Annotated in this window: 12 protein-coding genes; 7 read left to right on the top strand and 5 right to left on the bottom strand. The window is 51.2% G+C overall.

What is annotated here, in order from left to right:
- Window positions 1-115: 115 nt before the first annotated feature.
- Together bamC and dapA are read right to left on the bottom strand one after the other, a co-directional pair.
- Window positions 116-901 (bottom strand): outer membrane protein assembly factor BamC, encoded by a 786-nt coding sequence (gene bamC / locus CC94_RS22520; protein WP_051911531.1) that lies wholly within the window; start codon window positions 899-901, stop codon window positions 116-118.
- Between the two features lie 6 nt (window positions 902-907).
- Window positions 908-1,783, bottom strand: coding sequence for a 4-hydroxy-tetrahydrodipicolinate synthase (dapA, locus tag CC94_RS0117520; RefSeq protein WP_031431660.1), 876 nt, complete (start codon window positions 1,781-1,783; stop codon window positions 908-910).
- A 202-nt stretch (window positions 1,784-1,985) separates the two neighbouring features.
- Here dapA and CC94_RS0117515 point away from each other — a divergent pair, with 202 nt between their 5' ends.
- Both CC94_RS0117515 and CC94_RS0117510 read left to right on the top strand, forming a co-directional pair.
- A complete protein-coding gene (locus tag CC94_RS0117515) occupies window positions 1,986-3,752 on the top strand; it encodes a DEAD/DEAH box helicase (RefSeq protein WP_005372013.1) in 1,767 nt (588 codons plus the stop codon).
- Between the two features lie 120 nt (window positions 3,753-3,872).
- Window positions 3,873-4,196: a type II toxin-antitoxin system HicB family antitoxin gene (locus tag CC94_RS0117510; protein WP_005372012.1), complete on the top strand. Its 324-nt coding sequence runs from the start codon at window positions 3,873-3,875 to the stop codon at window positions 4,194-4,196.
- A gap of 200 nt (window positions 4,197-4,396) precedes the next feature.
- On the opposite strand, the gene CC94_RS23855 is transcribed toward CC94_RS0117510, so the two are convergent.
- Window positions 4,397-4,615, bottom strand: coding sequence for a hypothetical protein (locus tag CC94_RS23855; RefSeq protein WP_157203462.1), 219 nt, complete (start codon window positions 4,613-4,615; stop codon window positions 4,397-4,399).
- A 36-nt stretch (window positions 4,616-4,651) separates the two neighbouring features.
- On the opposite strand from CC94_RS23855, the gene CC94_RS0117505 reads away from it, so the two are divergent.
- The 3 genes from CC94_RS0117505 to CC94_RS0117490 all read left to right on the top strand — a co-directional run bounded on the left by CC94_RS0117505 (window position 4,652) and on the right by CC94_RS0117490 (window position 9,332).
- A complete protein-coding gene (locus CC94_RS0117505) occupies window positions 4,652-6,598 on the top strand; it encodes a HEAT repeat domain-containing protein (protein ID WP_245619780.1) in 1,947 nt (648 codons plus the stop codon).
- A 422-nt stretch (window positions 6,599-7,020) separates the two neighbouring features.
- The gene (locus CC94_RS0117495; RefSeq protein WP_031431657.1) at window positions 7,021-7,920 is read left to right on the top strand and encodes a hypothetical protein; all 900 of its coding nucleotides are present in this window, start codon (window positions 7,021-7,023) and stop codon (window positions 7,918-7,920) included.
- Between the two features lie 638 nt (window positions 7,921-8,558).
- Window positions 8,559-9,332 (top strand): MlaA family lipoprotein, encoded by a 774-nt coding sequence (locus CC94_RS0117490; protein ID WP_245619779.1) that lies wholly within the window; start codon window positions 8,559-8,561, stop codon window positions 9,330-9,332.
- Between the two features lie 160 nt (window positions 9,333-9,492).
- On the opposite strand, the gene CC94_RS0117485 is transcribed toward CC94_RS0117490, so the two are convergent.
- Window positions 9,493-9,831, bottom strand: coding sequence for a YkgJ family cysteine cluster protein (locus CC94_RS0117485; protein WP_084675379.1), 339 nt, complete (start codon window positions 9,829-9,831; stop codon window positions 9,493-9,495).
- A 178-nt stretch (window positions 9,832-10,009) separates the two neighbouring features.
- On the opposite strand from CC94_RS0117485, the gene CC94_RS0117480 reads away from it, so the two are divergent.
- A complete protein-coding gene (locus CC94_RS0117480) occupies window positions 10,010-10,495 on the top strand; it encodes a hypothetical protein (RefSeq protein ID WP_169740970.1) in 486 nt (161 codons plus the stop codon).
- 49 nt (window positions 10,496-10,544) lie between these two features.
- Here CC94_RS0117480 and CC94_RS0117475 read toward each other — a convergent pair whose 3' ends face one another.
- Window positions 10,545-11,420, bottom strand: coding sequence for a M28 family peptidase (locus CC94_RS0117475; RefSeq protein ID WP_051911530.1), 876 nt, complete (start codon window positions 11,418-11,420; stop codon window positions 10,545-10,547).
- 333 nt (window positions 11,421-11,753) lie between these two features.
- On the opposite strand from CC94_RS0117475, the gene CC94_RS0117465 reads away from it, so the two are divergent.
- On the top strand, window positions 11,754-13,085 hold the full coding sequence (locus CC94_RS0117465; RefSeq protein WP_157203460.1) for a HEAT repeat domain-containing protein: 1,332 nt from the start codon (window positions 11,754-11,756) through the stop codon (window positions 13,083-13,085).
- The last annotated feature ends 7 nt before the right edge of the window (window positions 13,086-13,092 follow it).

The raw sequence follows: 13,092 nt of genomic DNA, 5'->3' as shown, positions 1-13,092 counted from the left end.
GATTTCACGGCTCCCGACGTTCGTGAGTATGTAAGATACGCATCGCGTACCTTTTACGGTTATCAAGCGGCTTTGTCCCAGACTAAGGTACGCAAAGCGTACCCTACCCTCTTACTTAATTGCCTTGGATCGTTCCGCCCAGCAACCGCAATAGTTTAACCGCCGTCTCATCGTCGGGGACCGGCTCCAGATCCTTGTTCGTGATCGCCAAGTCGCTCTTGCCGTCGACAGCGATCAACTTGAGCAAATACTGTTTCTCGTTCGCTTCAAATCCTTTGAACAGAAAAATGGCCTCATCCAGAAGCGATCCGTCTTCGGCCTTTTCCTTCTCGGAATCGTACTGAACGTAAAACAGCTTCTGGTCCTGGTCGCGCTGCGTTACCTCGATCGCATTGCGGCTCAATGCCTTACTGACCAGATGCCATGCCCGATCGGATGAACTATAGATTCTCAGCCGGCGCTCGCCGTCGGAAAAACGTACCAATTCGACCGGAGTGCCTTTATCTTTGTCACCGTCCTTTGATGCTTCCGCCGGTTCGGCCGTTTGCTCCGGCCGGGCCGAATCCTCCGACTCTTCGGGCTGCGGTGATTCCTGTCCGGCTTGTTCTTCGGCTGTAGCCTGTTCCGGTTGTGCAGTCTCTTCAGCCGCTTCGCCCGCCTTGCCGGTTTCGGCTGCCTGCCGGGTTTCTTCAACAGGCTCACCCTCCGGTTTCACAGTCGTCTCGGCCGCCTTGCCGGCAGCCCCTTGGCTCAACTCTTCGGGCAAAACCAGAGGCGGGATTTCGGTCGTAAACTGATAATCTTTTTCCTTATCCGGAAACATGCTTTGAATAGTGCTGCATGCGGACAAATTCAACACTACCGCCATGACCGGAAAGAGTAGGCCTTTGCGCTTGTTCATCGCGTTTTAATTGACTCCGGCCTGCCGCATTGCAGCGCGAACGGCATCGTAACAGTCCTGCGTCAGCCAGGTCAGCGGCAGGCGGATTCCGCGCGGCATCAGGCCCATTTCGGCGACCGCCCATTTGACCGGGATCGGGTTGGATTGAATGAACAAGGTCTTGTGCAGGCCGATCAATTTTTCGTCGATTGCGCGGGCGGTTTCGGCATCGCCGGCCATCGCGGCGGCCAACATCTCGTGAACCAGTTTCGGGGCGACATTGCCGGTCACGGTGATGCTGCCGTTGCCGCCCATCAAACAAAACTCGCAGCTGGTGGCATCGTCGCCGGTGTAGAGCGCGAAATTCTCGCCGCACAGTTCACGGATTTTCGGAACGCGCGTCAGGTCGCCGGTGGCTTCTTTCACGCCGACGATGTTTTTGAGCTTGGAAAGCCGACCGATCGTTTCCGGCAGCATGTCGCAGGCGGTTCTGCCCGGCACGTTGTAAAGAATTTGCGGAATATCGACCGCATCGTTGACGGCCTGAAAGTGCAGAAACAAACCTTCCTGGGTCGGCTTGTTGTAGTAAGGGGTAACCAAAAGGCAGGCATCGGCACCGAGTTCCTTGGCGCGGCGGGTCAGATGAATCGCTTCGCTCGTCGAATTGGCGCCGGTACCGGCGATCACCGGGATCCGGCCAGCCGCGAATGCAATGATCGAAGCGATCACATCGCAATGTTCGTCTTCATCCAGGGTTGCAGATTCGCCGGTGGTGCCGACCGCAACCAGCGCGTCGGTGCCTTCCGCGATGTGAAATTCGACCAGTTTTTTCAGACTTTCCTTGTCTACCGCGCCGTTTTCAAACATGGGTGTAACCAGCGCTACGATACTGCCTTGAATCATGGACTCCTCGGTGGAATGGATTTTGTGAAATAATTTCCCATTATACCAAGCAAATCGGCAAAACTCAGCTTGTATTATTTACCTTTACGGTACACGCCACATTGAAATCCTGCGCGTAATCTAAAACTGTACTACAATGAACGGTTACATTTCACATTTCTTCTGGGCAATATAGCCCTTCTCCGACTCTGCAGGTAAATTCATGACCCAAGCTGTTCCTTCATCACCTTCATTCCAGGATTTAGCACTGATCGCCCCCGTGCTGAAAGCGTTGGAGGATGTTGGTTATGAAACCCCGTCGCCGATTCAGGCGCAAGTGATTCCCTTCATGCTGCAAGGCAAGGACGTGCTCGGACAGGCGCAAACCGGCACCGGAAAAACCGCCGCGTTCGCGTTGCCGATTCTGTCGCGGATCGACCTGAAGCAACGCGACCCGCAAGTTCTGGTGCTGGCGCCGACCCGCGAACTGGCGATCCAGGTCGCCGAGGCATTCCAACGCTATGCGGCGCACCTCAAAGGCTTTCATGTGCTGCCGATCTACGGCGGCCAGGATTACAGCTCGCAACTGCGCCATCTCGGCCGCGGCGCGCATGTTGTCGTCGGCACGCCGGGCCGGGTGATGGATCACATGCGGCGCGGCACGCTGAAGCTGGAAAACTTGAGCACGCTGGTGTTGGACGAGGCCGACGAAATGTTGCGCATGGGCTTCATCGACGATGTCGAATGGATCCTCGAACAGACGCCGGAAAACCGTCAGACCGCGCTGTTTTCGGCGACAATGCCGCCGCCGATCCGCAAAATCGCCCAGGAATATCTGACCGATCCCGAACAGGTCACGATCAAGGTGACCACCGCCTCGGCCGAAAACATCCGCCAACGCTATTGGGTGGTCAGCGGCCTGCACAAGCTGGATGCGCTGACCCGAATTCTCGAAGCGGAAACCTTCGACGGGATGATCATCTTTGTCAGAACCAAAACCGCTACGGTCGAACTGGCCGAACGGCTCGAAGCGCGGGGGTTTTCCGCCGCGGCGATCAACGGCGACATGTCGCAAGCGCTGCGCGAACGGGCGATCGCGAATCTGAAGTCCGGCAAGCTGGATATTCTGATCGCGACCGATGTGGCGGCACGCGGCTTGGACGTGGACCGGATCACCCATGTCGTCAATTACGACATTCCGTACGATACCGAATCCTACGTTCACCGGATCGGCCGTACCGGACGCGCGGGCCGCACCGGCGATGCGATTCTGTTCGTGGCGCCGCGCGAACGCAAACTGCTCGGCAATATCGAAAAAGCCACCAAACAGAAAGTCGAACAGATGGAACTGCCCTCGACCGAAGTGATCAACAACAAGCGTATCGCACGCTTCAAACAACAGATCACCGACACGCTGGCGGCTGAAGAATTGAGTTTCTACAGCCAGTTGATCGAACAGTACCAGCAGGAGCACAACGTCAGTGCGCTCGAAATCGCCTCGGCGCTCGCCAAGCTGTTCCAGGGCGACGTGCCGCTGTTGATGCAGCAACCGCCGAAAAAAGGCAAAGAATACAAGGACGGCTCCGTACGCACCGAAGAAAAGCCGAAGCGCGAGCAAAAGGGTAAACACAGCGATGCGCTGACCGGAATCGAAATGGAACTGTTCCGGATCGAAGTCGGCTACAAGCACGGCGTAAAGCCCGGCAACATCGTCGGCGCGATCGCGAACGAAACCGGCCTGGACGGCGAACATATCGCGCGGATCAATATCGAAGATGACTACAGTACGGTGGAATTGCCTGCCGGCATGCCGAAAGAGCTGTTTCAGGCGCTAAAAAAAGTCCGGGTGGCGGGACAACGGTTGAATATCTCGAAAATGGACGAATCGGGAAAACCTGCAGCGGAATCCAAGGAAGTCAAAAAACTGGCCAAAAGCAAAAAACGGATCTCTTCGACCTCCAGGAAAGGCAAGGCTTCCAGACAGGACTAAATTAAAATTGGTTTTCCAAATGGATAGTTTGGTTATTAATTCTGTATACCAAACTATCTTTTTTTAAACATTTACAATCTCCGACTCGAAAAATACACTTGACCGCTAAAATTTATTTTTATGGAAAAGATATTTTTTAACGGCAAGCTTTCGAAATTAGAGAGAGTAAAAATGAAACTATTAGCGATAATACAGCCAACTAACAAAGGTTTAACAAAAAATTTTTCGGCATATAGCCCGGATATACCCGGATGCATAGCTAATGGGTCGACCGAGGAAAAAGCCCTGGAAGCCCTGAAGATCACCATTACCCACCAAATTCAAAGCCTGGAAAGACTGGGGCTGGAACCGCCCAAGCACTATTGCAAAGTGAAAATCCTGGAGATCGAAGCGAACGAAAATCGGCAGGACAATTATTTCGCCTATTTGAACCGCCTCCAGTGACAGCCGCGGCCGAGGCAGCCTCGGCCGCCACCCATTCAAGGCCACATTGTTCCCTGCCGCACGGCCGCGGTTAATGAGGCAAGGGCCACCCGGGATAGGTTGATCGGAAAGCCGGGTTTCAGACTTGTAAAATCAAGCACTTTCCTCGCCTGCAATGTTTCTGAGTTAATTCGTGGTGTCGTCGGCACAGTTACAGTTCCTTACAGTTCCGGAAAGTCGTCTAAACTAATACGTGTTTTTAATGCAGAAGCGCACGGTTTTCCGGATTCGCTCCCTACCATAATAAGCAGCAACGCTAGAGCTTTTGCCGAATAGCTCGGGTCTGAAAAAGAGACCGGACCATAAGCTGCAGGGGCAAAAACAGAATTGAGCAATGGCGTATAATAAAAAAGCCTTATTCGATCGGGTTGTTGACCCATTCGCTCCTCTGGAATAAATAGAGTTTTTAGAGAAATATGAAAATAATACTTTATTTTATTTTTTTCATCGGTTTTTTATTTGGAAATACTCTTGTTTCAGCCAAACAAATATTACCGTGTTTTAACCGATCTTCCGGGCCTGAAAAGCAATGTCTGGCCGAAAAAAAGGAAGACAAAAGAAAAAACAAGTCCAATAAAAAAGTATTGACGCCGCCACAAAAAAAACAGTTTGTCTCTTCTGTTGCCCCAAATCAGAAAAAGTATAATAAAACATCAGGCAACAGCAGGAACGAGATATTGGAACTGTTGCAGCGACTGGCCGAGAAGAAAGCGATTTCCAGTATTATTCCGCTTTTACAGGATAGCGAAGCTTATGTACGGGATGCAGCCATTGAAGTAGTGGGGCAATTAAACGTAAGGCAAGCAGTACCCGGCATTATTCCGTTATTGCAGGACATAAACGGTGATGTGCGTGATAAAGCCATAAAAGTTCTGGTGCAGTTCCGCGCGAAGGAAGCGATTTCCAGCATTATTCCTTTGTTGAAACAAAAAGACAGCAAGACACGCATCGATGCGATGGCCGCGCTATTGCAGTTGGAAGCCAAAGAAGCCATTCCGGACATTGCAGCGCTCTTGAAGGACAGCGACAGCAATGTCCGTATGGAGGCATTGAATACCCTCAGAGAAATGCAGGGGACAGAAGCGATTCCTGAAGTTACCGCGCTGCTGAAAGACAATGAGAGCAATGTACGCATTCGGGCCATCGAAATACTGACCCTATTGCAAGGGAAAGCGGCGCTTCCTGCAGTCATGCCGCTGTTGCAGGATAAGGATGACGCTGTGCGTTTGAGCGCATTGCGGGCATTACAGGAATTGGGGGCTCAGGAGTCGATTCGGGGGATCATGCCGCTGCTGCGCGACAACAATGCGAAGATGCGTTTTGCCGCCCTCGCCCTGTTAGCTAAAATAAAGGCAAAAGAAGCGATTCCCGGTATTGTTCCGCTTTTGCAGGATAGCGATTTCGAAGTGCGCGGCAATGCAATATCCGTGCTGGAGGATCTTCAGGGAAAAGCCGCCATACCCAGCATCATGCCATTGCTTAAAGATAATGTCGGCCATGTCCGTCTTCGGGCGATAAACTCGTTATCGAAACTGCAAAGAGAAGCATTGATCCCTCACCTCGCCGCTTTTTTACATGACAGCGACGATCGGGTACGAATTCGAGCAATGGGATTATTAAAAGAATTCCGCGATGAAAACAAAGGCATTTCTGAAAAACATGTCATCCCTCACTTGCTTCCTCTTTTGCAAAGCAGCGATAAAAATACCCGCTATACGGCGGTCGCTACATTAAAGGATCTACAGGCGACAGGAGCCGTTTCCAGTATTGTTCCACTCCTGCGGGATAGCGAAATCGAGGTACGTTTAGCCGCGTTGGAATCGGTAGCGAAATTACAGGGGCAAGAAGCTATCCCGACAATCATCCATTTTCTGAAAGATAAAGACCCTGCCATACGGGTAGGCGCGATGGACGCCCTGGTAGAATTACAAGGTAAAGAAGCGCTTCTCCATATCGCTCCGCTGTTGCACGATGAAGCGATCGAGGTGCGCAGTCAAACGCAAGAAAAATTATCCCAAATGCAGGATCCGTTATTGACGAATCTAATCAATAAAGCGACGACTCTGCTATTAGTGCTATGCCCTATCTTGGCGTTTTTGCCATTGTTTCTGACCGGTAAAAAGTTTTTCGCGAGCATTACGGTTTTCATCGTTTCAGCATTTCTTTTGTATAGGCTCGCCGATGCTTCTCTTGTGGTTCCTTATCTTAGAAAAGGAACCATGTGGCGGGAAATGTACCAGACGGGGCTTTTATTCGTTTTTGCGGGAGCGATGTTTTTGAAATTGAGCTGGTGGATTATCGTAAACTTATTTAAACCTTCGACCGATTTTGAAGAGGACAACATCACTTCGAAGCTTAATTGAAAACTTCGAATAAATCCTCCTCAGGAAAATGTAAAATCGGAAAATTGAATGTCGCCGAATTTCCGATTCCGCAGGACAATGATTGCTATCGTCTTAACAGGTTGCTGAAAAATACTCGTAGCTTCCTTCCCATTTTTTGCGCTGTAGAGTCTTCCGAAAGCCGGATCAGCCCTCGAAAACTCGTTTTAGCCAACTCTCTTCGCCCGGAAGGGACCTAATGCCGCCGTTTGTTTGGTGGATTTCAGGCGTATGAACGCCTAGACGGTACGGTATCGCCAACCTAAAATGGCGCCCATTCGTATCGAATTATAGGCGGCGAAGGTGAAGACCGTTTTGGTACAGACTGTCTTTACTCGGTCTGTGGTTATAATAAAGAAACTATTATCAGATAATATAAAAATATAGAACGTTGAGGTAATATAATGTCATCTAAAGAATCCGAATTAAAAGCCGAGCTACTCGCCGTCTTTACGGCATTTAGAGAGTCCCATAACGAGCTGATTGCCTGCCTGAATGATGACGCCGCTTATTCCGCCTGGATTCAGCAAATTGATGGGGATCATGCCGCAAGCCGGAATATGCTGAAAAGCATCGTGCTGAGCTGGTCCTATACCGACGATGGGCAGGAACCTGGAACTACTCTTCAATATAATGGACTGGCACCTTGCTCTATGAGTACGTACCTAACGCTAAACAAGGTGAACGAATGCCGGGATCTGCTGCATAAGCAGCTAATGAAAATGGATTTGCTGGAAGGTGAGCTTGAAATCTCCGATCTCGAAGACGAAGATGATAATCGCGATCGGTTATCAAAAAGAGCCATGACCCGCTTGGGTTATCCGCGATTCAATCGCCGGCAAGCCTGCCGGAAATTTATCGCACTTCCCTACCCCGTGCTTTCGGCCGGCTTTTTCTGGAATCGTTATCGTAAAACCATAAAGCTGGATCGGGCTGAAGTTCAGGCACGATTGGATAAGCTTTTGCAGCGATCATGGGCTGAGCATGATGCCATATATTATGAGCTTGAGCGGTTTTATGCTATCGACGACGAGTATTTGGTACAAGTTTTCCCGGAAAGCATTCATCGGCGAGTTAACCTGTACGTCAATCAGGATGGCGTAGAAAAACGCATCCAGCGTTACGCGCATACGCCCACTTTCTATGTGTGTACACCGAATGTTCCCCTTCCCCCCAAAACGTTGTTGCCGGACCAACCTGCTGCGAAAGAATGTCGTTTGGCAAAACGCAACATTACAATTGAATGCGAACCTTATTTACCCTTGCTGAATTTGTATCGGTTATTGCCTAAACATAGGAAATAGCTCAATTTTTTAACAGCCTCGCCACATGGCCCGACCGGCTGGCACTCTGGTTTAATCGGCGGAGAGCGGAAAGGCAAATAATTCGTCGATGCATCCGTTGGGCTAAATAGGCAGTTTTTCCAGCATCGGGACGAAGAACCAGGGCCGTTGAGAGCCTGGCCGTGCAACAGCATTTGATGATGGCAGTGCGCCTTCCGGTGCATTCCGAGCCGGCGAAGAGCCAATGCTTTTGTCGCCGCAGGTACCAGGCCAGGCGGTCGGACAAGGATGAACTGTCCACTCCGAGTCGTTCGGATACCGATGATTTTTATTCCGATAATAACTAAAGTGTTACAATATTATTAATATTGAATCACAACTATCAATCCATTGCGGCAGCCTTTTAATCCCCGTTTTTCAATACCTCTCAAACCACTGACCTTGATTAGGAAATGCACAAAATGTTTATCCCATTCCATTCCGGTATAAGCCAAGCCCTTTCAGTACCCGTCTTTTTAGTAGCGAGCACCTTGATGCTGACAGGCTGTGCGAGCACCGCGAAAGATAAGGAATCGTCGGTAGACATTACAACACCCCCGCCTCAGGCAAGCCAGACGGATCCTTTTGAAGGATTCAACCGGTCGATGTATAACTTCAATATGAAATTGGATAAATATTTTTTCAAACCGGTCTCCGACGGTTATAAATTTATTACGCCCGATTTCGTGGAAACCGGCGTCAGCAATTTCTTTAATAACCTGAAAGGCATCAATGTCGTCTTGAATGACTTCCTGCAGGGAAAGTTCGCTCAAGGCGCCTCGGATACCGGCCGATTTCTGACCAATACGACGATAGGCATCGCAGGTCTGGTCGATGTAGCGAGCGAATTGGGTTTACATTCCAACGTCGAAGACTTCGGGCAAACACTGGCAGTCTGGGGTGTCGGCGAAGGTCCCTATCTGGTGCTTCCGGTCATGGGGCCTACAACTATCCGTGACGGTAGCGGCGGTATCGTGGACAGAGCAGCCAATCCGGGCACCTATGTACCGTTTACCGGTATTATAGAAGGCATCAACGATCGCGCCAAAGCCCAAGGCGCGTTGAACTTTATCGACGAGGCCGCATTGGACCCGTATGTGTTTACCCGCGAGTCCTTCCTGCAGTATCGCCGGCATCTGGTGAATGACGGAAAAACCGAGATCGGCCTCGATCATTTGGATCTGGATACCTCCTTCGATAGTTCTGCCGATCCGAAGGCGGATAATTCCGAAACCGAAAAATCCGCTACCGATGCGTCAGGCGAGGACCTCGTATCCGTAAAGCCTGCCGATAAGGCCGCGCCTGCCAATCGCCCGGCTTACGACGCGATGATCGAAGCCTTCGAACAAAACTCGGCCAAAGTCGACCGGTTAAGCAAAATCATCAACCGTTGATCTCTTCTACATATTATCGATTCAATCGCAGGAATACGCGAAAACTTAGCCTACCGCCCGGCGTTGTGTTATCGCCGGGAAACCCGCGATCCTAAACTTTGCACAGCCGTCGTTATAATAGCGAACGGCGGCTGTCGGGCCAGTGCATCGGGCTGAAAGGCTAGACGTCCACTGCGGACAACGAAGCATCAGTCTTGAAATCCGGCGAAGATTCAGCCTTTTTTCGCATCTCCGGAGACGGTTGCACCGGCTCGGTCAGGCTTTCCCATTCCGATAAAATCGCCATTGCCTCTTCCCTGCTGCTACCGCAGACATCTTCGGTCGGCTGAAAGCCGGCGCATACGCGAGGGCGGCTGGGGTGCAGAAATATCGCGCATTTGTTTTCTTTGTCCAAATGCAGGCAGTGTATGCCGGCGGGCTTGCCGAAGGGATGTAACGGCATCGGGGAAGAAATGGACGGCGCGATACAACACGCGCCGCAGCCAGCTCGACACTGCATCGAAGAACCTCAAAGATTGAAAAAGAGTTAATTTTAATGCCTTCCGCGGCTAAAACCGTCATTCTTTATCGCGCATTTCTCAAAATCTATTATCTACTGTAGATGTAGAGCTAGAGTATGAGCTGGTGATATACTACGAAAATATAGTGCTACATTACCTAGCAAGTCTTATGGTGCTATGGTGCTAGATTTTCGTGCTCTCGGCGAGGCAAAGAATATGATCGAAAATATTGAAGAAGTCAAAAATCAGCTGAAAGAACTTTCAGAAGTCATCAATTCCTTTACATCCGAAGCCGTACAGCTGCGCATTATCGATTTGGTCTTCAATGCCCAGCAAAAGAAAGCGCTGGACATCACGGCACAAGAACCGGAACACATCCCTCCTCGCCCCAAAAGAAAAAGAATCAAATCAAAAGTTAGATCGTTGTCGACAGACAGGGCAGCGAACGGGGAAGGCCCCGTGTCCATACTCACCAAACTGGCCGAAAGCGCTTTCTTCGAACAACCGCAGTCGATCCGCTCGATTATCGAATATTGTGAAGTCAATTTCGCCAAGAAGATCAGGCAAAGCGATATTTCGGGTAAATTGGCAAAGATGGTGAGGGAAGGCATTTTAAAACGGGAAAAAAACGCAGAAGGCCAATATGAGTACAGCAAACCCTAAAGCCGATTTACCCGTTTCGATCGAATTCAACCGAGAAATAGCCTTTTACTCACGCCTTCACCGCTAGATCGGCGACGACCCCTCGCACCCCGTCAACCACGTCGACAAGAAACTCGTAATCGAGCTGCTCTATTCTATCGCCCGGTTTGTGGTAATAAGGATAGCGCAGCGGTGCCGTATCGGTGACCATCAGGGCCGGATAGCCCTGCTTCCAGAACGACCAGTGGTCGGAACTCCACGCCCCCGGAAAACCGGTCGGCAGCGTAAAGGTTTCGCAGGGAATCACGGAATGCCGCCGAAACGATTCGGCTGCTTCGGCAAGCAGAGCATGCGAACGGCGGTTGCCGACCAGGGCGATGAAATTGCCCCGCGTCGGCGCCATGAGACCGAACAGCGACAAACGCTGGCTGCCGCGTTCCAGGTAGCGGCAGGCGATGTTTTCCAGACAGACCATCGCGACCACATTTTCGCCGCGCTCGCGGCAACGTTCTGCGTAGAGATGGCTCCCCATCTTCGCGGTGCGCAGGAACGGCTTTTCTTCGTTGGTAAACGCGACAAAACGCAAGGTACGGGCGACCGGCCCGGCCGCGAATGCACGGGCCAGCGAGATCAGTGCCGCGACTCCTGACCCGTTGTCGTTGGCGCCGGGCGATCCCTGATACGTATCGTAATGCGCGCCTACGATCACGATTTCCGACGGCGAAACATCGCCTCGCACCTCGGCTTCGATATTGGCAAATCGCTTACCTTCCGCCTCATACTCCTGCCTAGCCGGGATATAGCCGGCATCGCGCAGCCATCGGTCGATCAGCGAAGCCGCTTCAATCAGTTGCGGATAACGGTAAACATTGCGCTCGCCGATATCGCTGGCAAGCCGGTAGATGTCTTCGCGTAGTTGCACGATATGCTGCTTCGATGCGTTCATCCCGGCCCCTCCTCTGCGTGCGTAATGCTAAACCTATTCCTATTGGCAAGGGAGGGCTTACATGAGTTCACTTTTTGAGAAAGGACTACTGGAGACTTTGAAATAGGCAACAGGGTAAATGGAATCTAGTGGTAGGTAGTTATACCAATAGCCCAGGTCATGCTCTAGCTTTACAATTTTCTCCATTGCTATATCTTTATTTTCGCTTCTGCAAAGCGAATAGATGTTCGCATATTCAGAAAACTGAAACCCTACAAACCACGAAGCTTCCGGCCGAACAACATGGCCTTAGGCTTGACAACAATTGGCGCGTAAACCCTACGGAGAATTTTTATGCGCAGAATCGTTTTCTGTAACAAAGGCCTTGCAATAGCACTGCTCTCGTCAGCCATGCTGACCGGCTTGCTATTTTATCTGCAAAATACAACCTGGATTGAAACCGAATCCGCCCCCTTGGATTCGGATGAAGATTCTTCACTTTCACTACCAAGCCGCCTGAATAATATTTTCATTGATTTCATCGCCGAACACCTCAAACAAAAAAAAGAGCAAAGCCTGTTGCAAAATGGCCTTTCCGAACAGGAACTCATTGCACGCTTGCTGGATGAATCGGCCTCGCTCGATATTCGCAAACTGGATGCCTGGCGATTGGCAGTAATGGGGACTCTCAATGCCAGGCTGGCGTTACTTTCGCTGCTTGAAAACGGGTCGGATGCGATGCGCGCGATAGTCGCCGAAATGCTGGGGCATAGCCGGTGGGCAGACATTCCTGAACTTCTTGCCTCATTATTCCAGGAGCACAATCTTAAGATTTCGCGAGGCGCCGTTTCGGGCTTGATTTTACATGGCGGCTCCAAGTCCATGGAGATGCTACGGGATTTGCTGCTGAACGAAACGACGGATGAAGCCATAAAACGCTATATCGCCTATCGTTTGGGTAACGTGCAGAGCGCCGCCGCGTTGGAAACATTGAAGATAGCCATCTCAACGCCGTCGTTGTCCGAAGAAACCTTTCGCCATATCGCGGTAAGTCTTGGCAAGTTCCCTTTCCAGCAAACCTCCGGGATATTCCGTCAGATTATGGATAATCCTCATCTAAATGCGGAACTCAAAACCGATGCCACCGAGTCGCTCATCCATGCAGGTAAAGCTTCTCTGCCGTTTTTACAGGAGATTAGCGCCACCAATGCCGATCCTGAAGTTCGCGCCTCGGCAGCCTGGGCGGCTGGAGCGCATCCGAACACGGGTCACCTGGGCCGCCAGTTTGCCGATTTATTGCAATCCGAAGCCCATGATGACGTGCGCCGCCGCTTATACGAATCCATGATGCGCCAAACCGATATTCCGGCCGATACGCTACTCGATCGCACCTTAACCGAAACCAAGACGGCCACGCGCGTCGCGGCGGCCAATATGCTGGCAATGGCTTTGCAGCAGCCCGGCACGGGCGCCGCCGTGCAACACAGTTATGACCAAAAAATCGTGCCGCAATTATTGGCCACCGCATTGAGCGATGAAAGCATCAATTTACGCTACCGGGCCGTTTTTGCGCTGACGCGGGCCGGCACCGAAACAGCCGCTGCCGCTTTGCGGACCATCGGACAACAAGGCGATCCGCAGATATCGGGGCTAGCGGCCCGCAAAATTGCCCTTTTAACGCATTGACTGTTTT

The organism is Methylomicrobium agile (genome assembly GCF_000733855.1).
GTDB lineage: Bacteria > Pseudomonadota > Gammaproteobacteria > Methylococcales > Methylomonadaceae > Methylomicrobium > Methylomicrobium agile.
The sequence above is the reverse complement of the archived record's forward strand: the minus strand, read 5'-3'. Positions and strand labels throughout refer to the sequence as shown.

Coding starts and splice junctions, on each gene's coding strand:
- bamC (WP_051911531.1), bottom strand. CDS start 901: ATGAACAAGCGCAAAGGCCTACTCTTTCCGGTCATGGCGGTAGTGTTG.
- dapA (WP_031431660.1), bottom strand. CDS start 1,783: ATGATTCAAGGCAGTATCGTAGCGCTGGTTACACCCATGTTTGAAAAC.
- CC94_RS0117515 (WP_005372013.1), top strand. CDS start 1,986: ATGACCCAAGCTGTTCCTTCATCACCTTCATTCCAGGATTTAGCACTG.
- CC94_RS0117510 (WP_005372012.1), top strand. CDS start 3,873: ATGGAAAAGATATTTTTTAACGGCAAGCTTTCGAAATTAGAGAGAGTA.
- CC94_RS23855 (WP_157203462.1), bottom strand. CDS start 4,615: ATGGGTCAACAACCCGATCGAATAAGGCTTTTTTATTATACGCCATTG.
- CC94_RS0117505 (WP_245619780.1), top strand. CDS start 4,652: ATGAAAATAATACTTTATTTTATTTTTTTCATCGGTTTTTTATTTGGA.
- CC94_RS0117495 (WP_031431657.1), top strand. CDS start 7,021: ATGTCATCTAAAGAATCCGAATTAAAAGCCGAGCTACTCGCCGTCTTT.
- CC94_RS0117490 (WP_245619779.1), top strand. CDS start 8,559: ATGAAATTGGATAAATATTTTTTCAAACCGGTCTCCGACGGTTATAAA.
- CC94_RS0117485 (WP_084675379.1), bottom strand. CDS start 9,831: ATGCAGTGTCGAGCTGGCTGCGGCGCGTGTTGTATCGCGCCGTCCATT.
- CC94_RS0117480 (WP_169740970.1), top strand. CDS start 10,010: ATGGTGCTAGATTTTCGTGCTCTCGGCGAGGCAAAGAATATGATCGAA.
- CC94_RS0117475 (WP_051911530.1), bottom strand. CDS start 11,420: ATGAACGCATCGAAGCAGCATATCGTGCAACTACGCGAAGACATCTAC.
- CC94_RS0117465 (WP_157203460.1), top strand. CDS start 11,754: ATGCGCAGAATCGTTTTCTGTAACAAAGGCCTTGCAATAGCACTGCTC.